This window comes from Streptomyces sp. NPDC006798, from assembly GCF_040635975.1.
GTDB lineage: Bacteria > Actinomycetota > Actinomycetes > Streptomycetales > Streptomycetaceae > Streptomyces.
In genome coordinates this window covers 1-25,469 of sequence record NZ_JBEYIS010000020.1, presented here as the reverse complement: position 1 = coordinate 25,469, position 25,469 = coordinate 1, and the positions used below count along the sequence as shown (strand labels likewise).

Here is a 25,469-nt window from a genome sequence, read left to right as displayed (position 1 = left end):
GTGCGGTCGTGCCTTTCCGGTGCTCGCCGGTCACTTCCCCCTGGTGGGGGGCGCCGGGTCCTCGTAACGATGTCTGCCCTCCGGGAGCTGCGGGCATGCGGCGGCGATCGCCGTCAGGCCGAGGAGCAGCAGCAGCACGCCCGTTCCGCTGAAGGACTCCACCGCGATCAGGCCCGTGGCGGTCAGCACGGTCAGTCCCATGCTGAGGAAGAGGGCGAGCATCGCCAGCTCCAGCCGGTCCGAACCGTGGTCGAAGCCGGTCTCCCAGTCGTCCTCCGGGCCGACGGCCCGGTCGCGGCGGAGCCGGGGCGCGCAGACCCGCAGGACCGCGACCCCGGGCCCGGCCAGCAGGAAGACGGAGATCGGCAGCCAGCGCAGCGGATTGCCGTCGGGGAGGACGGTGGCGAGCAGGGCGACGAGTCCGGCGGCGACCGGGCCGAACCGGACGGCCAGCGCCTCCCGGTCGGCGAGATCGATGTCCGCGATGCCGCCGAGGCCGCGTGCTGCCGCCGACCCGGCCCGGCCCCGTCCGGGCGCCTGCCCCGCGGCCGGGCCGGTGCCGGGCCCGGGCCGGGCCTGCGGCGGCGGTCCCGGCGGAGACCCGGGCGCGGGCGGCGGCCCCGCCTGCTGCTCCGAGGGCGCCGGGGGCGGGAACGCCGGTACGGGGCCCGGCTCCCGGCGACGCCGACGGCCGCCCGGCGGGTTCGCGCCGCCGTACGGCTCCGGGCTCCGCCCGGGCGTCCCGTACGGCTTCTGCGGCTCGTACCCGCCGCCGTACGACCCCTCGCCGGGCCCCTGGCGGCCCTGGCCGCCCTGCCCGGGACCGTGTCCCGTACCGTCTCCGGGTCTCATGACGCCCTCCCCGACGCGCGCTTCAGCCGGTACACGACCCCGGCGTCATTGCCCGCGACCTTCTCGAACAGCGGCGACGCCGCCACGTCCTTCTCGATGGCGGCCATCTGCTCGGCGGTGAGCAGCCCGTTCATCTCCGAGTTCGCCACCTGGGCGCGGGTGTACAGGAAGTACGCCTCACCCGGCGGCCGGACACCCGACATATCGCTCGCCAGCGTTTTGGCCGGGGCCTTCACGATGTCGTCGACATGGAACTTGGCGTCGTCCAGGAACCAGTAGTGGTCCACGTCCCAGTAGCGGTCGTACGCGGCCGGATAGTTCCGGTGCGCCGCCACCACCAGGGACCCCTTGGGGGCGGTCCGCAGCAGATCCTTCACCAGCTTCACCTCGGCGGGCGGGAAGTAGCTCAGCCGGTCCTTGCCCATATAGCTGGGCACGTAGAGGGCCGTGAGGACCACCAGCGCCACCGCCGGGACGAGTCCATAGCGGATCCCGGTCTCCAGCCGGGGCCGCTCCGCCGACGCCCTGGCCTCCCTGGTCACCGGCAGCAGCGCCACGGCGGCGAAGAAGGCCAGATAGGGCAGCATGAACATCAGGACCCGGAAGATCATCTCGCTGCCGTAGCCGTTGGCGACCGCCAGCAGCGGCGGTACGGCGGCCAGCAGCAGCAGCGGCCTGGCCCGGGTACGCAGCGGCTTCCCGCCCCGGAACACCCCGACCGCCGCCAACAGCACGACGGCGGCCGACAGCAGCCGGGCCGACCAGGAGGCGAACAGCGCCCCGGAACCGGTGGGCACGGAGCCGTACCCCCGCTCCAGATTGCTCCCGACGTCCCCGAACGACTTGATCATGTCCGGGACGGCTTCCCTGAGGAACGGCAGCGACGCGGTCAGATTCCACGCCGCGAAGACCAGGACCAGCACGATCACCAGCGTCCAGTCCCGGTAGCGCCCCATCACACAGAGCGCCGCCAGACTGACCACCAGCATCACCGGGGTCAGCTGATGGGCCACCACGATCGCCGCGATCAGCGGGATCAGCAGCGCCGTCCACACCATCTGCCGGGCCCGGCGGCCCGGTGCCGGGGCCTCCGCCCGGCGCAGCGCGACCGCGATCACTCCCAGATAGAGCGCGAAGGCCAGCGACTGCGGCGAGAAGTAGTCCTGGCCGACCCAGTTGGCCGCGTAGAAGATCCAGACGGCGGTCCAGATCAGCCGCCGGTCCTGGGTGAAGGTGCGGTAGACCAGCAGCAGCGGCAGCAGCAGCATCAGACTGGAGAGCAGCGGCCACCAGGACATGAAGGCCAGCGCGTTCTCGGCGCCGGTCAGATCGACCAGCGCCGCCTGAGCGGTGAAGAAGCCGGGCCACTGGTCGTAGACCGCCATCTCGCGCAGCTCGGCGCCCCGCTGGAGCTTTCCGGCGTCCAGCAGATGCTCGATGATCGCGTCGTGCTTCCACGACCAGGCGTACAGCGGCGTCGGATAGACCACGGCCTGGGTGGCGCGTTCGAAGACCAGCAGACCAGCGGTGTACGCCAGCGGCCACCACTGGCTCCGCCGGGGATCGCGGACGACGTACCAGAAGCCGCCGGTCAGCACGGCGAGCCCGAGCCAGAAGACGATCGGCAGCTCCCGGAAGAGACCGAAGTCGGAGAGGTCCGAGACATCGACGACGGCCACCGCGATCGCCCACAGCAGCAGGGCGGCGGCGAGCGGGGCGGCCGGCGTGATCAGGGTCCTGCGGTCGGGCGGGGCGGCGGCCCGCCGCTCACTCCGACCACCGCGCCGGGACCCGGCCGGGGATCCGCCGGACCCGCCCGGGGCCGGGCCCGAGCCGTCCGTACCCGTACCGCCACCGCTCACCGAGGCGCGCAGCCGGGCCACGGAGAGCCCCATGGTGGGCTGGTCCACCACGGGCCCCGGCGTGCCGTCGCCCCGGCGGCGCCGCCCGGAGGGGGCGGTGCGCCCGGAGTCCGGCCCCGGCCCCGGTCTGCCGGAATCGGCGGTTGGTCGTTGCACGCTTCACCTCGGATGGTTCTCGGTCTCGCACGTTCGGCTCGACTGCTCATGGAGTTCTGGGGGCTCGGGCGGCGGTCCCGAGGGGGTCGTACGTACGGGCCGGGCTCCGGCCGCTCATCCGGTCCGTCCGGTCATCCGGCCCGCCGCCCGTCCCCGTCGTTCGACCGCCGGGGCCCTTCGGAGGATGTACGGGACGGCCGGACCGCCCGGGTCACGATCAGGGCCAGGACCGCGACGGTCAGCAGCAGTTGCAGCGGCAGCGCCACCGGGGCCAGCACGCGTTGCAGCGCCCAGCCGCAGACCACCAGCACCCACAGCGCGCCCCACTGCACCTCCTCGGGCACCCGCAGCGTCCTGGCCAGCGCCATCAGGGCCACCAGCAGGAAGAACTGGCTCACCGTCGGCAGCCAGCGCAGCGCGCCCTCCGGGTCGGACCAGCCCGCCGCCGCCCCCAGGAACCGGGCGAGGGTCTCGTACCACGCGCCGTCGGCGGGTTCCGGTTCCCAGCCCAGCACGGCGGGCGCGGTGTGCAGGGCGGCGAAGGTCACCACCGCGGCCGCCGACAGCAGCCCGGTCCTGGGCCGCAGCAGCGACAGCGCCGCGCTCTGCACCACGATCAGCAGCACCACCGCCGTGACCGTCACCGGCGGCAGCGCCTTCAACAGCTCCTTGCCGGAGAGCACGGCCGACGGCGGCAGATCGGGCGCGGCGAGCAGCGGACCCCAGAACAGGGCCGCCGACAGGCCCAGCAGCAGCCAGAGCGCCAGCGCGACCCGGGACTCCGCCGGACCCGACGGCTGCTCGACCGGGACGGTCTCCTTCGGCTCCGGCGGCACGAAGACGGGGATACCGAACGCGGGCGTCGCGGTGTCGTGGCCGCTCCACACATAGGCGGCGCCGTACTCCTCCTCGTCCCGGGCCACCCGGTCCCGCCGCTCGGCGGCCTTCCGCGCCCAGTCCGTGCCGTACTCGGCCTTCTTCGCGGGCCCCCGGGCCATCAGCCACGCCCACAGCTTCGACGGCGCGGGCTCCCGGCCCGCCAGCGCGCCGCGCAGCCCCGGCGCGACCACCACGGCCATCACCAGCATGGAGAGCAGCATCGCCCAGCCCGCCCCGGCGATCCCCGCCGGGCCCAGCATCACCGCGGCGCTGCCCAGCACCAGGGCGCACATCAGGCCCTGGACGACGGCGAGCATGCCGGTCCTGCCCTGGACCCGCAGGACGCCGATATACAGCTCGACGGCGACCCGGGGCAGCGCGGCGGCGGCCAGCAGCCGCAGCACGGTCGTCCCGTTCTCGGCGTACGACGCGCCGAACGGGGCCAGGATCAGCGGGGCGAAGAGCACCAGCACCCCGACCACCGGGACCAGCAGCAGCGCCATCCGGCGGAGCGCCCCGCGCACCCCGGCGGCGAGGGTCTCGGGGCTGTGCGAGGCGTGGGCGGTGAGGGACGAGGCCATGTTGATGGCCATGAACTCCATCGTCCCGCCGACGGTGTACGCGATGTAGAAGTAGCCGTTGTGGGTGGCGTCGAAGCGGACCGCCACCATCACCGGCAGCAGATTGATCATCGCCAGGGAGAACATGGCGCCGACGGAGTCGCCCGCGAGGAACCGGGCGATCTCCCTGAGCCGGGGCGGTTCGCGGTCCCGGTCGGCGGCGGCCTGCCGGGGGATCAGCCTGCGGAAGATCAGCCAGGCCAGCGGAGCGGTGGAGAAGGCGATCGCCGCGCCCCAGGAGACGAAGATCCCCAGGACCGGCAGGGCGGTGGCGAACGCGGCGAGCAGCAGCAGCTTGCCGATGGAGAAGACGGCGTTGCCGATGGGCACCCAGAACGCCTGGCGGAGCCCGGTGAGTACGCCGTCCTGGAGGGTGAGCAGCGCCCAGCCGACACAGGACAGGACGAAGGCCACCCCGGGCCAGAGCCCGCCGAGTGGCTCGTACGACTCGCCCCAGAGCGGCAGGGTCAGCAGGAAGACGGTGGAGACGACGGTCACCACGATCGAGCTGACCAGGTACATCCGCCACACCAGGGGGCCGGTGCGGCGCCCGGCCCGGGGGACGTAGCGCACCACGGCGCCGATCATCGTGGTCGCGGTGACCGAGGCCAGCAGCCGCATCGCGGCGATGGCGGCCGAGCCCTCGCCGACGGCCTCCTGGGAGTAGTAGCGGGCGGCCACCAGCCAGAAGCCGAGACCGAGCGCGGCCGATACGGCCGTGGAGAGCATCAGGGCGTAGGCGTTGCGGAAGAGCGAGTCGCCGCCCTCGTCGGTCTTCCCGCCGTCGGCGCCGTCCCCGCCGTCCTGGTCGCCGCCGGTGGCGGGCGGGCGGTGCGGGGCGGCGACCGCGGCCGACCAGGGGACCCTGCGGAGCATCATGGTGTCGGACGGGTCCGGCAGCGTACGCAGCCGGGTTGTATCGGTGTCAGACACGCGGCTCGCCCGGGAAGGGACCCGGGGTGGCCGGGGTCCGGATCTGGACGGTGTGGTCCTCCAGGACCAGATCCGCGGCACGGAGTTGCATCGTCGACTGCTCGTCAAATCCGGATGAACCAGGCGAACCAGGTGAAACAGGTGAAACGGATGAATTCGATGAACCGGATGGGCTGGATATCGAGGTCTGCGCCGGTACGGGCTCGGCCGCGTCCCGGGGCTCCGGATACGGGCTGAACGCCTCGGTCGTCAGGGTCCGCGACGAGGGCCGCCGCACCTTCCGGCCGGTGGAGAGCGGATGCCCGCCGCGCTGACGCGGTGTGAACGGCGGCGCGGGCGCCACCCCGGCCTTGTCGAGAACCTTGAGGATCTTGTCGGCCTTCAGCGGATCGGCGGGCATGGCGTGCTTGCCGAACCACTCGGCGGCCTCCGGCGTCCGCGAGTGCTCGGTGAAGGCGGCGGCGTAGACGTCCAGCGGCGGATCGTAGAGATAGCCGGTGTGGATCCGGTTGCGGTGCAGCAGATTCCGGGTCCCCTCCCGGTCCTCGACCAGCAGCGGCACCTGGAACAGGGGCTGTACGGGGCCGGGCCGCCGGATCGCCCACCGGGACGCCAGCAGCTTCGCGGTACCCGAGCGGTACTCCTCCAGCAGGGTGTCGAGACCGGCGAGCATCCGTTCCGTCCGGCGCAGCCGCAGCGGACCCGGCCGCATCCGGTAGTCGTGCATATCGACCTTGACCCAGTCGTTGAAGGGAAGCAGCGACGGGGCGTGGTTCAGGGCCTCCACCAGCTGGGCGGCCCGCAGCGGCATCCGGATCTCCGGCCCCCGCTCCTCCATCCCCAGCATCCGGACCACGGCCCAGGCCAGCGATGTCAGCCGGAGCCCGCGGACGGCGGACTCCAGATAGGGGCGGATGCCGTACGCCAGCTCGGAGACCGTGCTCGACGGGGCGAGCAGTTCGTCCCTGGCCGCTTCGAGCGCCGGGCGGGTACGGGGGTCGGCGACCGCGAGGATGCCACCCGTCCGGGCGCCCAGATGCTTGCCGAGGCTGAAGGTGGACGCCTCGCCGAAGGTGCCGACGAGCCGCCCGCCGACGGTGGTGCCGATGGCATGGGCGCAGTCCTCGATCAGCGGGATGCCCATCAGATGGCAGCGGGAACGGAGGGCTTCCATCGGGTCCGGGTTGCCGTAGATATTGACCGTGAGGACGGCGGAGAGGCCCTCCCAGGTGGCGTCCGGGATGGCGGCCACGTCGATGGAGCCGTCCTGGTGGTGGACCGGTGCCATCACGGGCTTCAGCCCGGCCGCGAGCACCACGAAGAAGATGACGTCGTCGTTGACGGGCGCCATCAGTACCCGGCCGCCCGGTTTCACCCAGTGCCGGAGCGCCAGATACATGCCGAGCCGGCACGACGGTACGTACAGACAGTCGCGGCCCAGCCGGGCCCGCATCATCTCCTCGATCGCCGCGAAAGGCGACGAGGACGATACGGACGGCGGCCGACCCTCCCCTTGAGCCATTTCGTCCCCCCAAGAACCCGTCGCCAATGTGGACCACGCCGGTCGGCCGCGTCAATGACGGAAGCAGGGCCCGCTCCCGGGGGAGGGGCCCTGCTTCCGTCATCGGCGGAGGCTTCGGCTCCGCGCCGTCGTCACACCATGGTCGACCGGGGGATCACTCCTCGAGGGTGAGCCCCCTGCGCAGCCTGACCAGAGTCCGGGAGAGCAGCCGGGAGACATGCATCTGGGAGATGCCCAGCTCCTCACCGATCTCCGACTGCGTCATATTCGCGACGAAGCGCAGGGACAGGATTTTACGGTCCCTGGGCTGGAGCCCCGCGATCAGGGGCTTCAGGGACTCGATGTACTCGATCCCCTCCAGTCCGTGGTCCTCGTAACCGATCCGGTCCGTCAGCGCGCCCTCGGTGTCGTCCTCCTCGTGCTGGGCGTCGAGGGAACTGGCCGTATAGGCGTTGCTGGCGGCCATGCCCTCGACGACCTCTTCGCGGGAGAGGCCCAGATGCTCGGAGAGTTCGGCGACCGTGGGGGAGCGGTCCAGCCGCTGGGCCAGCTCGTCCCCGGCCTTCGCCAGATCGAGCCGGAGCTCCTGCAATCTGCGCGGCACCCGGACGGACCAGCTGGTGTCCCGGAAGAAGCGCTTGATCTCGCCGATGATCGTCGGCATCGCGAAGGTGGGGAACTCCACCCCGCGGGCCAGCTCGAACCGGTCGATCGCCTTGATCAGGCCGATCGTGCCGACCTGGATGATGTCCTCCATCGGCTCGCTGCGGGAGCGGAACCGAGAGGCGGCGAACTTGACCAGCGCGAGGTTCAGTTCGACGAGGGTGTTACGGACGTACGCGTGCTCGTGCGTCCCCTCCTCCAGCTCGTGGAGGCGGGCGAAGAGCGTCTTCGACAGAGCGCGGGCGTCGACCGGACCGATCTCGTCGAAGGGGACATCGGGGAGACCGAGGTCCGCGAGCGGGTCCGGCGCCCCGGGCGCGGCCGTGGTGTGCGGTGCTTCGGGTACTGCTACTGCGGTGGCTGATGCTTCCTGTGCCGTCGGCGCGGTGGCGGGGGTTACCGGTGCGTCGAGCCGGGGTGACATGAGTCTCCTCCATCGTTCTCGGCATAAGGCTGCCGAAGCCCATTACGAGCTGCGGTGAGCGGCGCCTCCAATGCCGGTCATGGGACGGTCCCGTTGCGGTGTGTTTACAAGCCCTACCCGGTTCTGCCCACTCGATGCAAATGTTAATTGCGCCTAATGTCCGCTTTATTGGGTTGTTCGGGGGGTGCCGCATGGCTTCCGGGTGCTCAGAAGGCGTAAAGTTCGAACCTCATCACATGCGTGAAGGGGCGTACATGGACCGCGCTACCGCCATGGGCGGCGTCAGTCAGGACCGCCTCCGGGTCGACGTGAGGACCGAGGGCCGCAGCGCCGTCCTCGCCCCGGCGGGTGAGCTGGATCACCACACGGCCGAACTGCTCAGCCTCCCCCTCGACCAAGCCCTCGCCGACGGCAGGTCACGACTCGTCGTCGACTGCTCCCGGCTCGACTTCTGCGACTCCACCGGACTGAACGTCCTGCTCACGGCCCGGCTCAAAGCCGAAGCCGCCGGCGGCGGCGTCCACCTCGCCGCGATGCAGCCCGTCGTGGCCCGGGTGCTGGAGATCACCGGAGCGGGCGCGGTCTTCACCGTCCACGAGACGGTTGAGGCCGCCTTGGACGGCTGAGCAGCACCTTCCGCGTGAGAACGCGGACTTTTCCGCTCCTGGCGAGGGTGAGTGTCGTCACCGATCAGCGGGGCAGGAGAGACTCCACAGGGCCCGGCGGAACATCCGCCGCCGGGCACCCTGAACTCCAGTAAGCAGGCGATCCGGTGAATCGGTGAGGTGAAGCGCTGATGAGCACCACCCGGCCACAGGCGGGCGATCTCGGTCCCGAACCGAGCGACGCCGGGGGCGAGGCCCCCAGCAGGCGGTACGACACGATCGTGCCGCGTGCGGCCGGCCGCACCACACGTCAGGTGCGCCGACTCGCCCTGGCCGACGCCAGCGGCATCGTCCCCCTCGCCCGCGATTTCACCCGACAAGCCCTCTACGACTGGGGCTGGCTCCCCGCGGCCGGAGCCGACCGCCGGGCCGCCGCCGAAGACGTCCTCCTCGTCGTCTCCGAACTGGTCACCAACGCCTGCCTGCACGCCGACGGCCCCGACGAACTCCGCGTCACCCGCGAAGGCAAAGTCCTCCGCCTCGAAGTCACCGACGGCGGCACGGGCCAACCCGCCCCCCGCACCCCCCACCGCGCGGGCCGCCCCGGCGGCCACGGCATGTTCATCGTCCAACGCCTCTGCCTCGACTGGGGAGTCACCCGCACCCCCGGAGCCCCCGGCAAAACCGTCTGGGCCGAACTCGCGGCGCCCTGAATTTTTTGTGGCTCGGTTCGCCTTTCCGGCGCCAGGGCAAGGCGAGGCGGTCCGGGGCACGCCACTTGCGGAGGTCCGCAGGTTGTCCGGGGTGCGCCCCGACGGCCACTCGGCTTCGGCTTGCTCGCCCGGCCCGGAAAAAGCCGCTCCGGATCCGGCCGCGCGTGCTCTAATCGCCCGATGCCCGAGATCTCCCCAGAGCTGATACGACGATGGCTGCACGGCTGGACCACGGCCCGAGCCCTTCCCGCGGCCGAACCCGCCGGGCCGGACGGTGACGGCCTGCGCTCCGAATGCCACCAGCCCGGCCGCGAGGTCGAGGTGTTCGCCCTCCGCGCGGACGGCGCCCCCGACTCCCTGACCCGCCTGGCGGCGGCCGTCGCCGGGGCGTCGCGGCCGACCTGGCTCACGGTCCCCACCCGCCGCCCCGACACCGTCGAATCCGCCGTACGGGCCGCCGGACTCGACGTACTCCACCGCTCCGAGTGGCTGATGGCGACGGACCTCACCGGCCACCCGAGCCATCGGCCAACGGCCCCGTACGCCCCCGAGGTGCGGACGGAAGGCCCGGTCACGGTGGTCTCCCTCCGCGCCGCCGACGGCACGGTCGCCGCCCGCGGCACGATCGCCGTCGTCGGCCCCGACGCCGTCGCCGACCGGATCGAAACGGAACCCGCCCACCGCCGCCGAGGCCTGGGCCGCGTGGTGATGAGCACCCTCGCGGAGACAGCCGTCTCCCAGGGCGCCCGTACCGGCCTCCTCATCGCGAGCGAGGAGGGACAGCGCCTCTACGCCTCCCTCGGCTGGCACCACGAGGCCGACGTCCTGATCGCCCGCTCCCCGGTGCCGAAAGCGGGCTAACGGACCGGCTCGCCGAGGGCCGACTCGATCAGGTCCGCCGCGCGGGGGGTGCCGCCCTCCGACTTCGCCGAGGTGCGGAGCTCCGCCGAGCGGGCGGCGGTGGCCGGGGACGAGGTCAGGTCGAGCAGGGCCGTGCGGAGGGCTTCGGGGGTGGCCGACGGGGGGTCCAGGCGGCGGGCCACGCCCAGGGCGACCAGGCGGTCCGCGTTCATCTCCTGTTCCGTGGTGCGGGGGACCGCGATCATCGGGACGCCCGCGAGCAGGCCCTCGCCGCAGCCGCCCATACCGGCGTGGGTGACGAACGCGTCCGCCTGACCGAGGATCGCCCGCTGCGGAACCCAGTCGTGGACCTCGACGTTCGACGGGATCTCGCCCAGCTCCGCCGGGTCCGTGTACTTGCCGATCTGGAGGATCACTTGCCAGCCGGGGAGGTCGCCGTAGGCGGTCAGACAGGCGCGGTAGAAGCCGGGGTGCCGGGTGTCGGCCGAGCCCAGGGAGATCAGCAGGACGTTCTCGGCGTCCGCCGGGCGGGACCAGACGGCCGCCTGGTCCGTCGCCTGGCCGGTGAGGGCGAAGCAGGGGCCGACGAAGGTCACCGCCTTCTCGTCGACCCGGTCGGCGTTCGGCTGCATCGCCCGGCTGATCAGGGCGAGGGCACGGGACGGATGGCCGCAGAAGGCGTCCATGTCCGAGGTGGTCGCACCCGAACCGGCCAGCCACTCCAGGAACTTCGCCCGGTACGCGTCGGCGCCCGGCAGCGCCCAGATATGGGCCCCGACCTCCTCCGCGTAGCCGTCCCAGCCGACGAAGGTCGGGGAGAGCTGGACCAGGGGCCGTCCCTGCGACTCGGCGATGACCCGGGCCGCGTAGGACCCGATGTCGTACAGATAGAGGTCCGCCGGATCGCGGTCGTAGACGGCGCGCAGCTCCGGGAGGGCGCGGATCGCGTCCTCCAGGAAGAGGGTCATCGCCGCGATCGGGTCCTCGGGCCATTCGTTGTCGCCGACCGGCAGTCCGGAGGAGAAGGGGACCAGCTCCGCGCCGGTGGGCTCGATCAGACGGGCCACCGCCGGGTCGTTGGCGTACGTCACCCGATGGCCCCGGGCCACCAGCTCGCGGATGATCTCCAGGCTCGGCAGGACATGGCTGACGGCGGGGATGCCGACCATCGCGATATGGGCACGGCGGGGCATGCTGACACGCTCGTTTCTGTGGTGTGGGGGGAGTGACCGCCACGGTCGCCCCCGCCGCGCACGGCGGCGGGGGCGACCGGTGGGACGGGAAACGGACTCAGCCGAGGTCGGCCAGCAGCTCGGCGAAGAGCCGGGGGCGGCTGAAGTAACCGACGTGCGACGCGGCCAGGGTACGCACTGTGAAGGGGTTCTCCGGGGTCAGCTCGTCCGCCTTGCGGATCATGTAGTCCTGGACGGCCGGGGTGATGCTGAAGTCCTCGGAGAGCCGGACGAAGGTATGCGGTACCCGCCCCCAGCCGTCGGCCCGGACCAGCGCGCCCGGCTCCAGTACCGAGTGGTTCTCGTCCGGATCCAGGGAGTCCAGCAGCACCCGGAACTGGTGATCGGTGGAGTCCGCCATGATCGCGGCCTTCAGGGCGGCGAACACCGCCGGGTCGGCGTGCGCGGCCCGCCAGTTCAGCCGGACCACGCCCGGGTCGGCCACCCCGGGTACGGCGATCCGCTCCACCGCCGCGTCCAGCAGGTTCTCGTCCGCCACGTCCCACGCCTCGGTGAGCATGGCGGGATCACTCAGGCAGAACGCGGAGAGGTGGACGACCCGGTCGAGCAGTTCGGGGGCCGCGTTGGCGACGGCGCTGATGGTCAGCCCGCCGAGACTGTTGCCGACCAGGACGACCGGGCCGTCCCCGGCGAGCCGCCGCAGTGTGGCCACGACATGGCGCACATGGTCGGCGAGGGTCACGCCGCGCATCGGGGAGGGGGCGGCGGCCAGTGCCGCCAGGTCCTGGGGCTGCCGGTAGTAGGCGGCCGGGACGGCGGCCAGATCGCCGTGACCGGGCAGGTCAACGGCGTGCGAGCGGTATCCCATCAGGGCGAGTTCGTTCTGCAGCGGGCCCCAGGCCCGCGCATTGCTGGAACCGCCGGGTACGAAAACGAAAACGGGGCGCGAGTCTGCGCGCATGGTGAGGATCCTCGTCATCCAGAGGTGAACGGTCGTCGCGTTCCCCGGTGACGGCGGTGGCCGGAACCGGGGTCAGTGCGCCGGCCGGAGGCGGACGAAGTGCCACGAGTGAATGACGGAGGACATGCGCACGACCCTAACAAAGACCGGTGCCGAGGGCGCAAGCCGTTTTCGGCGCCGGTCGGGGACGGGACCGGGACCGGCCGGGCCGGCGTCGTCAGACGACGGCGGCCCGGCAGTCCGGTCGGTCAGGCGCCCGGCCCCGGCTTCGGCGGCGCGTACGGGGTGAACTCCACCCGGCACTCCGTGGTCCGCGGGTCCGGGGTGAGCGTCAGCGGGACCGAGAGCGTGTCGGTGAAGTACTCCTCCGTCGGCACCTTGCAGATCCGGTGGCAGATCGCCGGTGTCGTACTGCCGAGGAACGTGCAGCCGGTGATCCGCAGTTCGTGCTTCCCGGTCCGCTCCATCGGACCCACCAGCCAGCGGAAGAGCCCGGGGGTCAGCAGGGTCAGGAGCCGGGTCGCCGTCCGGGGGAACCGGCGGGCGAACCGCCCCAGCAGCCGGACCGTCCGGGGGCCGCCCATGAAGTCGACGTACGACGCCCGTACGGTCCTGGCCAGTTCCCGGTCGTCGGTGAACCTCCGGTCCTCGTGGAACGAGGAGTCGACGAACGCCTCCCAGCCCTCGTACGGGGAGCGGTAGCCCAGATGGCGGACCCGGATCTCGTTGAACTTCTTCAGGAACAGGGAGTCGAGCACGATCGTGGTACCCCCTCGTGAGTCGGTCAGTCGACGGCGCCGAGTCTCTCCTTCACCCCGGGCCACTCGGCCCGCAGCACGCTGTAGTACACGGCGTCACGGCGCCGCCCGCCCGGCATGTAGTTGAAGGAGCGCAGTACGCCCTCCTCGGTCGCCCCGATGTTCCGCAGTCCGCGCCGGGCCTGCTCGTTGAGGACATCGGTCTTGAACTCGACGCGCTCCGCGCCCAGCCGCTCGAAGGCGTGCTCCAGCAGCAGATACTTCACCCACCGGTTGACGCCCTTGCCGCGGAAGTCGCGGCCCAGCCACGACCAGCCGATCTCAAGACGGGCGTCGGCCTCCGCCAGATTGCCGTAGCACATGCTGCCCGCGATCCGGCCGGACGCCTTGTCGGTGACGACGAAGACGATCCGGCGCCCGGCGGCGGTGTCGTCCAGGGCCGCGTCGAAGAAGAGCTTGAAGTCCCGCTCGTCCGAGACGGCGGCCACGAAGTACTTCCAGATGTCGGGGTCCATCGCCACCGCCCGGACGCCCTCGCGGTCGGCCTCGGTGACGGGGTGGAGCCGTACGTGCTCGTTCTCCAGAACGGCCGGCGCCTGTTCTGCCCAGCTCATGGATCAGGTCCCCTCGGTGGAGTGTCGGGCCAGTGCTTCCGTGACGTGCCGCAGGGTGTGCATCCGCTCCAGGTCGTCCTCGGTGAAGTGCCCGAGGTCGACGCCGGTAGCCTCGCACAACTCGGTCAGGAAGAGGACCTTGTTGAGGGACGTCAGGGCGTACGAGCCGGCCATGTCGGCGTCCAGGTCGAGCGCCGTCGGCGCGATCTCGTGCGGCAGTACGGCGGAGAACTGCTCCCGCGCCGCCGTTTCGATGGAGACGAGGTCAGCTGGCATGGATTCCCTCCGTGGGGTCGTGGACCGCGGCGTGGTGGAGTTCCAGGATCCGCGCCCGTTTCGGTTTGAACTGGGAGGTCAGCAGGCCGTTCTCGATGGAGAACGGCTCGTCGGCGACGACGACCCGGCTGATCCGCTCGTCGGCGGCCAGCCGCTCGTTGGTCCGCTTCACATGGGCGGCGATCGCCTCGGAGTCGGCGGGTACGGCCGCGGGTGAGACCACGGCCACCAGATCGGTCTGCCCGGGGCAGAACACCACGCACTCGGCGATCGAGGGATCGGCCCGCAGGGCCTCCTCCACCGGCCGGACGACGATCTTCTTCCCGTTGTCGAGCACGATCACGTCGTCGGCCCGGCCCAGGATGTACAGATAGCCGTCCTCGTCGAGCCGCCCCAGGTCGCCGGTGCGGACGATGCCGCCGGGGCGGAACATCTTCTCCGAGTCGCCGGGCGCCGCGTAGGCGTAGTGGTCGTTGACGGGATGGTCGCTGCGGACACTGACCACCCCGTCGTCGCCGATCAGGATCTCCTTGCCGGGCAGGGCCCGGCCGACGCTGCCCGGCCGGTTCGCCCCGGGGTGGTTCTTGGTGACGATGCAGGTCTCGTTGAGCCCGTAGCCCTCGTACACCGGCAGCCCCGCCTCGGTGAGGAAGCCGACCATGTCGGGGGAGGCGGGCGCCGAACCGGTCCACAGATAGCGGATCCGGTCGCCGAAGACGGCCCGGGCCGCCGCCCCCGGGTCGGGGGTGTCCCGGTCCCGCCGCAGCCGGGACTCGATCTGCCGCTTCGCGGTCTCGAAGAACGCCGGTACGCCCATCACCACCGTCGGCCGGACCCGGCGCAGGGCCGCGAAGGCCGCCTCGTAGGTGCTGATGGTGACGTCGTGGCCGTGGAGCAGCGCCGAGTAGACCCAGTAGCGCTGCTGGAGCAGCGAGAGCGGCAGGAAGACGAAGAGGTCGTCGCCCGGGCCGTGGGCGAAGATCTGCTGGACGGCCCGCAGCGAGCCGTCGACGCTGCCCGCGGTGGCCCCGAGGCCCTTGGGTTCACCGGTGCTGCCGGAGGTGAACTTGACCGTGGTGATGTCCTTCGGGTCCCAGACCACCGGCGGCAGCCCCGCCCCGCCGGAACCGGAGCCGGGTTCCTCGCCGGGGCCGTCGGCGGCGGCGATGACCTCGGCGGTGGTCAGGACGCCGGGGAGCCCGGCGGCCTCCGGCCGGTCGGTGGCGAGCAGGGTGAGGTCGTACTTGCCGACCAGTCCGGCGCCGGGCGGGAACTTCCCCGGCTCGAATCCGGCGGTCTGCGCCCCGAGCCGGAGCGCCGCGAGATCGAGCAGGATCCAGGCCGGGCCGTTGGCGGCCAGTACGCCGATCCGGTCCCCGGGCCGGATGCCGTGCTCGTCCCGGAGCCACCGGGCGACCAGGCCGGAGCGCCGGTACAACTCGGTCAGCGGGATCGTCTCCGTACCGAGCAGGCTGGCGAAGGCGATCCGGCCGCCGCCGGACGGCGGGCCCGCGACGATCCGGCCCAGGGTCCGTTCGGTCACCGTTCCTCCCCGGAGCCGGTAGCGGCCGTACGGGCTGCCGCGCGGGAGCCCGTGTCCGCCGCGCCGGAGTCGTCCGGGTGGAAGAAGACCGCGTCCGCGAGGCCGATCGCCGAGCCAGGCGGTACGAGTTCCACGATCGTGGGCCACTCGGCGGGCTCGGGCAGCCCGAGCGCCGCCGCGAGCCGGGCGGCGAACCTCGGCATCAGCGGCGCTGCCGTCTGTGCCAGCAGCCGGGCGGCGGCCAGTTCCAGCGCGATCGCCGTACGGGTCTCGGAGCCCCAGCCCGGGTCCTGGGCGGTCCGCGACTCCAGCCGGGAGAACCGCAGCACGTCCTCGACCAGCCCGTCGAGTTCGGCGGCGGCCCGGTTGAGGGAGAAGCCGTCGGCGCGCAGGGCGCCGGTGACGGCCGCGAGCCGGTCGCCGAGCCGGGCCAGGAACGCGGAGTGCTCGGGCGTCCAGGTGCCCGCGTCGGGCGCGGTGCCGTCGTACCGCCCGTTGATCCGCTCGCCCAGCCCGGTCAGCCACCGCTGCCAGGTGCCGATCAGGGTGTCCTGGACGGTCCGGGCGTAGGCGGCGCGGCGGAAGTCGGTCCGCTCCTCCTCGGGCCGGGTACGGCACAGGAAGTACCGGACGGCGTCGACGGAGTCGGGGCCGAGGATCTCCTTCCCCCAGACGGCGTGCCGCCTGCTGGTGGAGAACTTGGCGCCCTCCAGCAGATAGAACTCGTTGACGTGGTAGTCGATATCGGGCCGCCAGCCGGGGTGCGCCAGCCGGTACAGCACCGGGTAGAGCACCGAGTGGTAGAAGCTGTTGTCGTAGCCGAAGAAGTGGACGATCTTCCACTCCGGTCCGGGGTCGTCGGCCCGCCACTTCTCGCCCAGCCGCCCGCCGAGCGCCTGGACGCCGTGGAGGAAGCCGTAGCTCATCTCCGGCCAGACCCAGATCACCTGCCCGTCGGTGCCGCCCGCACCGGACTCCGCCGGGGGCACGCCCCAGGCCGCCGGGTGGGAGACGGGGATGTCCAGCGACGGCCGGGCGAACAGCCGGGCCGCCAGCTCCCGCAGCCGGGCCGGGACCCGGCCCGCCCGGTGGTGTTCGGCGACCTCGGTCCCGAAGTCGCCCAGCGGCAGGGTCCAGCGGGCCTGCGGGGCGACGACCGGGGCGCCGTCGGAGAGCCGGGAGACCGGGTCGGTGAGATCGGCGACCGTATTGGGCTCGCCGCACTCCTCGCAGATATTGCCGCCTGCGCCGGAGCCGCAGCCGGGGCAGCCGCCGCTGACGTCGACCTCGTACAGATAGTCGCCGGTCTCGGCGTCGAAGAGGGCGTCCCGTTCGGCGACGGAGATCCGGCCGGAGGCCACCAGCCGGGAGAAGAAGTCCCGCAGCCCGTCCCGGTACTCCGGCTCGGTGTCGGTGACCGTGTACTGGTCGGGCACGATGTCCATCAGGGCCAGCGTGCGGCGGATCTCGTCGCTGTAGTGGGCGGCGGTCTCGGCGGGCGTACGGCCCTCGGCCCTGGCGGCGCCCACCACATAGCTCTGATAGTCGTCGCTGCCGGTCAGATGCCAGGCCCGGGCGCCGTTGAGGCGCTGGAACCGGACATAGGCGTCGGCGCCCAGATAGGGGCCCGACAGATGACCCAGATGGAGATCGCCGTTGGGCGTCGGCGGGGTGGAGAAGACGAAGACCGGCCGGTCGCCGAAGGCCAGCCGGTCCTGGTTCCCGGCGGACGTCAGGGCCCGGCCGGGGTCGCGCCAGTACTGGGTGAGGAAGACCAGATCGGTGTCGCCGGTGTTCTCCAGGACATGCGTCTCGAACGGTTCGAAGAGGGCGAGTACGCCCGGCTCCGCCGGATAGCGGCGGCCGTCGACCACGAACTCGCCCCGGCCCGCGACGATCACGAAGAACTCGGTCTCGTCGTGCTGGTGGGCGGTGGACGCGCCGCCCGGCTCCACCCGGCCCCAGCCCGCCCCGACGCCCAGGCCCTCGACATCGCTCATCCCGATGCCGAACGCGGCGTGGAGTTCCTTGTCGTCGTAGTGATTGATGATCATGTGGGGTCCCTCCGTAAGGACGGGTCGCGGAGACCGGGGTCGTCTTTGGCGAGCAGCCGTACGGTCTCTCCGGCGATCGCCGGGGCCAGCCGGTAGCCGGACCCCCCGGCGGCGCCCGCGAAGACCAGCCGTCCGTCGTCGGTGAGCGGCCGGACCAGTGGCCCGCCCGCCGGGTTGTACGCGTCGCAGAAGACCCGGCCCGACCCGGTGCGGTCGGCCAGGCCGGGGGCGTACCGCCGCAGAACGGCGGCGGCCTGGGCCAGATGGGCGGCGGTCGGACCGGGCTCCACGGTGTCCGGGTCGACGTCCCACTCCTGGCAGGTGTACGAGAAGAGCCAGTGGCCCCGGTCCCGGTACGGCAGCAGAAAGGCGTCCTCGTCGTGGAAGACGACCGCGCCGTCGTCCTCCTCCGGCGGCGACTCGATATGCAGGGCGACGATCTTCTTCACCCGGATCCCCAGCGGCGCCAGCAGCTCCCGCCAGGCCGGCTGGGCGATCCACGGACCGGGGGCCAGGACCGCGCGGGCCGCGCGCAGGGTGCCGCCGGTACCCAGGGCCAGCCGCACCCCGTCCGGGCCCGTCGTCACCCCGGTCACCGCCACGCCCTCCAGGAACCGGACCCGGGGCCGCAGTTCGGCCGCGAGCGTCTGGGTGACGGCGGCCACGTCCGCGTACTGGCAGCCGTCCCCGGTCCAGGCCGCCGCGCCCGTCGGCACGGTCACCGGACCCGGCGGGAGCCCGCCGTCCGGCAGCGGTGTCTCCCGCAGCCCGGCCTCCGGCAGATACGCCTCCCGGAGTCCGGGTTCGGACGCCCGGTCGGCGATCACCGTCATCGGCAGCGACCGCAGCGGCAGTCCGGGCCGGGCGGCGGCGAGCCCCGCCCAGTAGCGCTGGCTCTCGGCCGCCATCGCCCGGACCGCGGCCGACGCGCCGCGCGGGAAGTGCAGTCCGGCGGAGCGCCGGGTGGCGCCCCCGGCGACCAGTTCGCGGTCGAGTACGGTCACCGCCGCCCCCGGGTCGGCGGCGACCAGCTCCCGGGCGATCAGGGTGCCGATCACCCCGGCGCCGACCACCGCGACACCCGTACTGTCCGATATCTCCCCGTCCGCCGCCGAGGCCCCGGCTGCGCCCGGTGCGAACCCGGGGGAGTCCGGTACGGCTCCGGCTGCGTCCGGTACGGCTCCGGGGGCGCCGCCGCTCACGCCCCGCTCCCGGCCTGGGGCCCCGGCTTCGACGCCCACTCGATGAACGACGGCAGCTGCTCGTTCCCCGCGACCACGGTCAGCCGGTCGGCGATCCGGCGGCTGCGCCAGGCGTTGAGGCTGAGATTGGGGTCGGCCAGGCCCCGCTGGCCGCGGGAGGCGTTCTGGACGAAGATCCGCCGGTCGTCGGGGCCGTCCCAGTACACGGCGTAGTCCTCGTCGATCCGCAGCTCCTCGCCGTCCCGCTCCAGCCGGTCGGCGACCGGCCCCAGGAAGTCCATCGGCGTCGGCCGGAAACCGGTCGCCCAGATCACCACATCGGCCTCGAACAGCTCCACCGACTCCCGGTGGTCGTTGTGCCGGGCGGAGACCTGCCAGCCGCCGTAGACCCCCGGCTGGACGTCCCGGACCTCCCGGTTGGGATGCAGCGCCACCAGATCGACATTGCCCTCCACGAACCGGTGGAGATAGATCTTCTGGTAGATGTCCCGCAGCGTGCTCTCGGATATCCCGTCGCTGGTGAGGACGTGCCGCTCGTTGAAGGCGTGCCGGGTCTCCCGGTCCAGGCCGTAGAAGTACTCGGCGTAGGACGGCATGTAGTAGTCGTTGGTGAAGGGCGAGTCGTCGATCGGGAAGTAGTTGTCCCGGCGCGATATCCACGACACCCGGCGCGGCAGCTCCCGCGCGGGCTGCGACACCAGGTCGAGGAAGGCCTCGGCGCCCGACTGGCCGCCGCCGATCACCACGACCCGTTTGCCGCCCAGGTCCCGGGCGAGTCCGGCGTAGTCGCTGACGTGGAACTGGGTGGGGCCCAGCAGTTCACGGGCCTTCGGCGGCACCCACGCCCGGCTGCCGACCCCGACGACGACATTGTCCGCGGTGACGGTCCGCCGGTCGGTGCGGACCGTGAACACGCCGTCGAAGGAGACCTCCTCGACGGCCTCGCCGAAGGCGATATGCGGATTGGTCCGGCTCGCCCAGGCCAGATAGTTGCGGAACTCGACCCGGGGCACCGCGTCGAACTGGGCGTTGAGGAAGTGGTAGAGCCTGCCCTGCTCGTGCAGATAGGCCAGGAACGAGTACGGGTTCTGCGGGTCGGCGAGCGTCACCAGGTCCTTGAACAAGGAGACCTGGAGTGTGTTGCCGGGCATCTGCTGTCCGTCGTGCCAGCTGAAGTTCCCCTTGCGGTCGAGGAAGAGGTGGCTCACCTCCTTCCGGCTGTGCAGCATGGAGGCCAGGCTCAGATTCGCCGGTCCCACGCCCACACCGAGGCAGCGGTAGTGGGCCGGGCCGGAGCGGATGGATTCACTCGCCATGGGAGACCTCTCCTTCGGGCGGGGCGCCGCGCTCGGTGCGGGGCGGACGGGACTCGTCGGCGGTGGAAGGACCGGCGGCGGACGGACCGCCGAGGGATGAACCGGCGCTGGGCGAACCATCGGTGGGAGCCCCGCCGGGTACGTCACCGGGCCCGCCGCCCGGACCGGTGACGGCCCGCACCCCGTGCGCGGCCAGCGCCGTCAGCCAGCGGGCCGCCTCGGCGGGGGACTCGGCGGCCCGGTTCAGCCCGCCGGGCAGGGCGCCGTCCACGATCCGCGACACCCCGTGCGCCAGCGGCAGCGACACACAGCGGGCCATCGCGCTCTCGGTCTCGTCCCCCGTCAGATCGAGCAGTTCGGAGCCGGACCAGCGGACCGTCCCGTCGGCGTCGGCGACGGTCAGCGCCACCGACAGCACCACCCGGTCCCGGTCGGCGTCCGTCGTCGGATAGCGGTCGGCCAGCTCCTTCGCCAGCGACCGCAGCCGGGCCTCGTCCCCGGTCCGGACCGTGGCGAAAACCTCCGACCAGGCCGTACGCCAGCCCGCGTTGCGCAGGGTGCCCCGGACGAAGCCGGCGACCCGCCAGCCGCCGGGGAAGCCGTACTGCGGCACGAACGGCAGGCTGTCCCGGTTCGGATAGACCTCGAACTCCTCCCCGGCCAGGGTCAGCGCCCGGGTCGCCAGCCACGGCTCGGGCGCGGTCCGCGCCTCCCCCTCCTCGATGAAAGTGGCGGGGGAGCGCAGCGCCGACAGCACCCCGTAGGGCGCCCAGCTGAACCGGTACCGGAAGTCGTTGGGCACGGCCGGGAGACCGCCGCAGTACGAGGTGAAGGCGACCGAGTCCGCCCGGTCGCCGACCGCCTCCCGGGCCCGCTCCACCAGCACATGGGCCAGCAGATGGTCGATCCCCGGATCGAGCCCGGCCTCGGTGAGGACCACCAGGCCCCGGCCGGCCCCGGCCTCGGCGGCCGACGCCAGCTCCGGCGACGTATAGCTGGTACAGGCGAAGTGCGCGCCGCGTTCGGCGGCCAGCGCCAGCAGCGCCGGATGCTCCGCGGCGGGCAGCATCGACACCACCACGTCACCGGGGCCCACCTCGGCCGCCAGGGCGCCCGGCGCGAGCCCTCGTACCTCCGCGAGGCCGGTGAGGCCGAGCGCCGCGAGCCGGTCGGCGGCCCGCTCGGCGGTACGGTCCCACAGCACCGGCCGCCGGACCCGCCCGGCCAGCAGGGCGAGGCCGCTCCGGCCGGTGGAGAGCCCGGTACCCACCCAGTGGACGGTCCCACTGGCGGGGGCCGCGGGCGGCAGGCTGTCAGGGCTCACGAGTTCTCCTCCGAACGGGCCGTACGCACGGCGTCGGCGAACCGGCGCCGGGTCCGCGACCAGGCCGGGCAGTCGGGCCCCCCGCTCCGGCCGCCGGGTCCCGGCAGATTCAGCAACTGGGGCCACAGCTCGGCCGAGAAGGCCCGGCTGGCCTCGGCCGGCAGCAGCGACGGCAGATTGTCGATGGCGATCAGATCGAGCGGCGGATCCCCGGCCACGAGCCGCCGCACCGGCCGCTCCCACGAGGTCACCTCGTCGTATACCGGCAGCACGTTGCAGGCCGAACCGACGTCACAGGTCACATCCGACAGGACGGTCGTCCGCCGGGCGGGCGAGTCCAGCGAATCCGGGGTCAGGAACGGCTCCACCGGCCGGTTCACCAGCACCGTGTTCACCACGATCCCGTGGTTCAGCAGCGCCGCCCGGTCCAGCCGCCGGGTCTCCGCCACGTCCCAGCGCACCGGCCAGAACCCGGCCGTCTCCAGCGCGTCGCACGCGCCCCGGCCGCTCCGCCCCAGGGCCCCGATCACCAGCGCCCCGGGGCCCGTACCGCCGGAACCACCGGAGCCGCCCGGCCCGGCGCCGCCGGACGGCCCGTCACCGGCCGCCGGGCCGCCGCCGCGCAGCAGCCCGTCCAGCTCCACCAGATCCATGGTCCGCAGCGGCGCCTTCAGCGCCCCGCGCAGATGCAGCACCGCCAGCGCCGCGCCCACATACCCCGCCCAGTAGCCGAAGGCGGCCACCCGGCGGCCTTCGTCGTCGGTCAGATACTCCAGGTCGAGCAGGGCCCCGCCGCCCGCCTCGAACCGGCCGAGCAGCGCCCGGGCGCCCGGCTGCCCCTTGTAGGCGTGGCCGAAGTAGATATGCCGGTGCCGCAGGGCCCCCGGCTCCTCGGGGAGTTCCTTCAGCCCCAGGACGTAGGTGTCGTCGGGGGCGTCGGGCCAGCTCCCCGCGGGGGCCGTGGCACAGCCCGCCCGGACGTACTCCTCCAGCGGCACGGTCCGCCGGTCCGACTCCTCGACGGTGACCCGGACGCCCCGGCCCACCAGCCGGGCCGCGTCGGCGGGCACCAGCGGCGTCCGGCATTCGGTGGTACGGGTCTCGTGGCGCAGCCACAGCCGGGGCAGCGCCGACATCAGAGGTGTTCATCGCCGGGCTGCGGCGCCTCGATCGCGGTGGACAACTGGACTCCTTCAAGGTGGTTGGGATCCGGTGGCGGCCCGGCCGCCGGGGGCCGGTGACCGGTACGCCCGCCGGTACGGGCCCGGGTCATCCGGCGAGGGCGGCCCGGCGGGTGCCGAGGGCGTCGGCGACGGCCAGCCGCAGCACGTCGGTGGCGCCCTCGTAGATGCGCAACGAGCGGATCTGCCGGTAGAGGCGCTCGGGTACGCCGTCCCGGACGACTCCGGCCGCGCCGAAGAGCTGGACCGCGTCGTCCACGGTCCGCTGGGCGGTCTCGGTGGCATGGACCTTGGCGATGTTGGCGTGCTTGCCGAAGCCCCGGGCGCCCCGGTCGCACTCCCAGGCCGCCCTGGCGACCAGCAGCGCCGAGGCGTTGAGCCCGATCTCCATATCGGCCAGCTTCGCCTTGACGAGCTGGAGGTCGTGGAGGACGCCGCCGTAGGCCGACCGGCTCCGGGTATGGGCCAGGGCGGCGTCGGCGGCCCGCCGGGCGAAGCCGTTGGCGGCGGCGCCGACGGTGATCCGGAACCGCTCCAGCAGGTCGACGGCGATCACGAACCCCCGGCCGGGGCGGCCGAGTACCGCGTCGGCCGGAAGGCGGCAGTGTTCGAAGACCAGATGGCCGAAGGAGCGGGGGGCGAGGGGGTCCAGCCGTTCGGCGACCCGGACCCCGGGGGTGTCGGCGGGTACCAGGAAAGCGCTGAGGCCGAGCGGCCCCGGCCCCTCGCCGGTCCTGGCTATCACCACGTAGAGCCCGGCGATGGTGGCGTGCGCGATCCACGCCTTGTGCCCGTCGAGCACCCAGTCGCCGCCGCCGGTGCGCCGGGCGGTCAGCCCGACGGCCGCCACCTCGGAACCGGCCTCCCGCTCGGAGACCGCGAACGCGCCGATCAGCGACCCGTCGGCCATCGCGGGCAGAAACCGCTTCCGCTGCTCGGGGGTGCCGTACCGGATGATCGGGGTGGCCGCCAGGGACTGGATGGAGTACGCGAAGTCCGCCAGGTCCTCCGCGTAGGCGAGGGCCTCCCGGGCCAGGCAGAGGGTCCGGAAGTCGGCCGGGAGATCCGGCGGCCCCGAGTCCGGGTCGAGCCCGGCGAGCCAGCCGTCCTCGCCGAGCACACCGACCAGCCGCCGCCCCGCCTCGTCGGGGTCCGTCCGGCGGACGGTCTCCCAGAGCGCCCGGTAGCTGTCGCACCAGACGCCGATCTCCCCGGCGAACCGCCGGTGTCCGTCGTCGAAGAAGGGGAGCTGGAGGAATTCGGGGTCGAAGCTGGTGATGGTCTCCACTGCGGAACTCCGTACGACAGGGGCCGGGCGGGCCGGTTCGATGACGGAAGAAGGACGAGACGGGGCCGTTACGCCCCGGGACGCGGATGCGGTACTGCGATCAACCGGCCCGCCGGACCGGCCGGTGCTACGGCCCCGGGGGCCCGGCGGACCCTGCGGATCCGGTGGATCCGTTTGGTCGGACCGGCCTGGTGGCCTGGTGGAACTCGGGTTCCCGTCCGTTCCGTTCGGCCCGGCGGGTCGAACGGGCCCGATGGTTCCGCGGCCCCGGGGCCCGGCGGTCCTGCGGACCCGGCCGGTCCGGCCGGTGGTGCGGCTCGGGAGAGCCCGCGGGATCCGCCGGACGCCCGGCCGGTGCTGCGGGCCCCGCCGGGCCCTGCGGATCCGGTCGGTCCGGCGAGGCCGGCGGGCCGAGAGGAACTCCGGTTCCCGGCTGCTTCGTCCGGTCCGGCCGGTGGTACGGCTTCGGAGGCCCGGCGGTGAGCCGGGCCCTGCGGATCCGCCCGGCCCGGCATCCGGCTGACCGATAAAACTCCGGTTCCCGGCCGACCCGGCCGCTCCGGTGGCACGCGCCGTCCGGGGCCGCCACCTGCGCCCGGGCCAGGTGCCCGGCTCCGGGCCCGCGCGCGCTCGGCCCCGCTCGTCCGCCCGGTCACAGGCCGAGCACCGCCCGGGCCACCGCGTCGGCGTCCTCCAGGATCACCGAGCCGACCCCGGGCCGGATCCCGGCGGCCGTCGCCCAGTGGACGTTCTCCGTCGGCACCCCGAAGGCGAACCGGCGCGGATGCGGCACCCCCGCCGCGTCCACCAGCCGGTAGGGCCGGGGGGTGACCTCCATTCCGCCGCTCTCGTACGCCCCTTCGGGGCCGGGGTCGGCGATCCGGTAGGGGCGGCACTGCCCGTCCGCGAGCAGCCGGGCGATCAGCGGATTGGTACTGCGGCGCAGATCGGGCTCGGGTATCCGGGCCTCGATCAGGGTGTCGACCCGGACCTCCGATCCGGGGACCGCGTCGGAGCCGAAGAGGAAGCCGGTACCGCCCGGGGCCTCCCGGACCCGGGCCCGGGGGCCGACCACGGTCAGCAGTCCGCAGTCGACCAGGGCCGCCATCTCCTCCACCCGGGACGGTGGCGGGCCGATCGAGAGGAAGGCGTTGAGCGGGGTGAACCACCGGACGATCTCGTCGCGGTAGGACGAGCCGGTGACCCCGGAGTGGTCGACCGCGAGCCGGACCTCGTTGCGCAGATCGCGCAGTACGTCGAGGGCGGCCTTGAGGGGGTCGCCGACATTGCCGCCGCGGGCGTGCCGGACGTCCTCGTGGAGATGTTCGACCAGCCAGCGGGCGAACCGGCCGGGTTCGTCGAACTCGCGTCGGCCCCAGGGGCGTTCGACCCGGGACCACTTCCACTCGTCCTGGGCCCTGACGCCGAACCGGCGCAGTACCGCCGTCCGGCCGCCGGCGGGGGCGGCCAGATACTCGGCGAGGAACCGGGCCGCCGTCGGCTCGTCCGCCCACTGGGCGACCAGGGCCCGGTGGTAGACGGTGGCGACCTCGGCCTCCAGCAGCGGCCAGACGTCCCGCCGGAAGGTCGCCCCGGGGGTGGCCCGGATCCGGGCCACCGCCTCCAGGGTGAGGAAGAGGGGTTGGTGCCGTCCCGACGCGCCCGGCAG

Annotated in this window: 20 protein-coding genes and 1 pseudogene; 3 read left to right on the top strand and 18 right to left on the bottom strand. The window is 73.0% G+C overall.

Features of this window, described 5'->3' with window-relative positions; genetic code table 11:
- Positions 1 to 30: 30 nt before the first annotated feature.
- The 5 genes from ABZ714_RS15895 to ABZ714_RS15875 form a co-directional block, all read right to left on the bottom strand.
- The gene (locus tag ABZ714_RS15895) at positions 31 to 852 is read right to left on the bottom strand and encodes a hypothetical protein (RefSeq protein ID WP_358825801.1); all 822 of its coding nucleotides are present in this window, start codon (positions 850 to 852) and stop codon (positions 31 to 33) included.
- Positions 849 to 2,870, bottom strand: coding sequence for a glycosyltransferase (locus ABZ714_RS15890; RefSeq protein WP_358825800.1), 2,022 nt, complete (start codon positions 2,868 to 2,870; stop codon positions 849 to 851). Before ABZ714_RS15890 ends, ABZ714_RS15895 begins: the two co-directional genes overlap by 4 nt.
- Positions 2,871 to 3,001: 131 nt before the next feature.
- The gene (locus ABZ714_RS15885; protein ID WP_358825799.1) at positions 3,002 to 5,302 is read right to left on the bottom strand and encodes a lipopolysaccharide biosynthesis protein; all 2,301 of its coding nucleotides are present in this window, start codon (positions 5,300 to 5,302) and stop codon (positions 3,002 to 3,004) included.
- Complete coding sequence (locus ABZ714_RS15880; RefSeq protein ID WP_358825798.1) at positions 5,295 to 6,824, bottom strand: DegT/DnrJ/EryC1/StrS family aminotransferase; 1,530 nt, start codon at positions 6,822 to 6,824, stop codon at positions 5,295 to 5,297. The genes ABZ714_RS15885 and ABZ714_RS15880 overlap by 8 nt, the downstream gene beginning before the upstream one ends.
- Positions 6,825 to 6,978: 154 nt before the next feature.
- Positions 6,979 to 7,911, bottom strand: a complete 933-nt coding sequence (locus ABZ714_RS15875) for a SigB/SigF/SigG family RNA polymerase sigma factor (RefSeq protein WP_358825797.1) — start codon at positions 7,909 to 7,911, stop codon at positions 6,979 to 6,981.
- A 254-nt stretch (positions 7,912 to 8,165) separates the two neighbouring features.
- Here ABZ714_RS15875 and ABZ714_RS15870 point away from each other — a divergent pair, with 254 nt between their 5' ends.
- The 3 genes from ABZ714_RS15870 to ABZ714_RS15860 all read left to right on the top strand — a co-directional run bounded on the left by ABZ714_RS15870 (position 8,166) and on the right by ABZ714_RS15860 (position 10,090).
- Complete coding sequence (locus tag ABZ714_RS15870) at positions 8,166 to 8,537, top strand: STAS domain-containing protein (protein ID WP_358825796.1); 372 nt, start codon at positions 8,166 to 8,168, stop codon at positions 8,535 to 8,537.
- A gap of 170 nt (positions 8,538 to 8,707) precedes the next feature.
- Positions 8,708 to 9,229, top strand: coding sequence for an ATP-binding protein (locus tag ABZ714_RS15865; protein WP_358825795.1), 522 nt, complete (start codon positions 8,708 to 8,710; stop codon positions 9,227 to 9,229).
- Between the two features lie 180 nt (positions 9,230 to 9,409).
- Positions 9,410 to 10,090, top strand: coding sequence for a GNAT family N-acetyltransferase (locus tag ABZ714_RS15860; RefSeq protein WP_358825794.1), 681 nt, complete (start codon positions 9,410 to 9,412; stop codon positions 10,088 to 10,090).
- Here ABZ714_RS15860 and ABZ714_RS15855 read toward each other — a convergent pair.
- The 13 genes and pseudogenes from ABZ714_RS15855 to ABZ714_RS15795 form a co-directional block, all read right to left on the bottom strand.
- Positions 10,087 to 11,283 (bottom strand): macrolide family glycosyltransferase, encoded by a 1,197-nt coding sequence (locus ABZ714_RS15855; protein ID WP_358825793.1) that lies wholly within the window; start codon positions 11,281 to 11,283, stop codon positions 10,087 to 10,089. The genes ABZ714_RS15860 and ABZ714_RS15855 overlap by 4 nt on opposite strands.
- A gap of 97 nt (positions 11,284 to 11,380) precedes the next feature.
- Complete coding sequence (locus tag ABZ714_RS15850; RefSeq protein WP_358825792.1) at positions 11,381 to 12,244, bottom strand: alpha/beta fold hydrolase; 864 nt, start codon at positions 12,242 to 12,244, stop codon at positions 11,381 to 11,383.
- Between the two features lie 248 nt (positions 12,245 to 12,492).
- A complete protein-coding gene (locus ABZ714_RS15845; RefSeq protein WP_358825791.1) occupies positions 12,493 to 13,002 on the bottom strand; it encodes a beta-carotene isomerase domain-containing protein in 510 nt (169 codons plus the stop codon).
- 26 nt (positions 13,003 to 13,028) lie between these two features.
- The gene (locus ABZ714_RS15840) at positions 13,029 to 13,616 is read right to left on the bottom strand and encodes a GNAT family N-acetyltransferase (RefSeq protein ID WP_358825790.1); all 588 of its coding nucleotides are present in this window, start codon (positions 13,614 to 13,616) and stop codon (positions 13,029 to 13,031) included.
- A 3-nt stretch (positions 13,617 to 13,619) separates the two neighbouring features.
- The gene (locus ABZ714_RS15835) at positions 13,620 to 13,892 is read right to left on the bottom strand and encodes an acyl carrier protein (RefSeq protein ID WP_358825789.1); all 273 of its coding nucleotides are present in this window, start codon (positions 13,890 to 13,892) and stop codon (positions 13,620 to 13,622) included.
- Positions 13,882 to 15,435 carry an AMP-binding protein gene (locus ABZ714_RS15830; RefSeq protein WP_358825788.1) on the bottom strand — a complete coding sequence of 518 codons (1,554 nt, stop codon included), beginning with the start codon at positions 15,433 to 15,435 and terminating at the stop codon, positions 13,882 to 13,884. Before ABZ714_RS15830 ends, ABZ714_RS15835 begins: the two co-directional genes overlap by 11 nt.
- Positions 15,432 to 17,489: a class I tRNA ligase family protein gene (locus ABZ714_RS15825; RefSeq protein ID WP_358825787.1), complete on the bottom strand. Its 2,058-nt coding sequence runs from the start codon at positions 17,487 to 17,489 to the stop codon at positions 15,432 to 15,434. The genes ABZ714_RS15830 and ABZ714_RS15825 overlap by 4 nt, the downstream gene beginning before the upstream one ends.
- Entirely contained in the window at positions 17,486 to 18,586 is a 1,101-nt protein-coding gene (locus ABZ714_RS15820; protein ID WP_358825888.1) for an FAD-dependent oxidoreductase, read from the bottom strand. The genes ABZ714_RS15825 and ABZ714_RS15820 overlap by 4 nt, the downstream gene beginning before the upstream one ends.
- Before the next feature lie 101 nt (positions 18,587 to 18,687).
- Positions 18,688 to 20,007 (bottom strand): SidA/IucD/PvdA family monooxygenase, encoded by a 1,320-nt coding sequence (locus ABZ714_RS15815; protein WP_358825786.1) that lies wholly within the window; start codon positions 20,005 to 20,007, stop codon positions 18,688 to 18,690.
- A complete protein-coding gene (locus ABZ714_RS15810; RefSeq protein WP_358825785.1) occupies positions 19,997 to 21,331 on the bottom strand; it encodes a saccharopine dehydrogenase C-terminal domain-containing protein in 1,335 nt (444 codons plus the stop codon). The genes ABZ714_RS15815 and ABZ714_RS15810 overlap by 11 nt, the downstream gene beginning before the upstream one ends.
- Positions 21,328 to 22,467 carry a saccharopine dehydrogenase gene (locus ABZ714_RS15805; protein WP_358825784.1) on the bottom strand — a complete coding sequence of 380 codons (1,140 nt, stop codon included), beginning with the start codon at positions 22,465 to 22,467 and terminating at the stop codon, positions 21,328 to 21,330. Before ABZ714_RS15805 ends, ABZ714_RS15810 begins: the two co-directional genes overlap by 4 nt.
- A 133-nt stretch (positions 22,468 to 22,600) precedes the next feature.
- On the bottom strand, positions 22,601 to 23,800 hold the full coding sequence (locus ABZ714_RS15800) for an acyl-CoA dehydrogenase family protein (RefSeq protein WP_358825783.1): 1,200 nt from the start codon (positions 23,798 to 23,800) through the stop codon (positions 22,601 to 22,603).
- A gap of 652 nt (positions 23,801 to 24,452) precedes the next feature.
- Positions 24,453 to 25,469 (bottom strand): annotated as a pseudogene (locus tag ABZ714_RS15795) (FAD-binding protein); the annotation flags it as partial.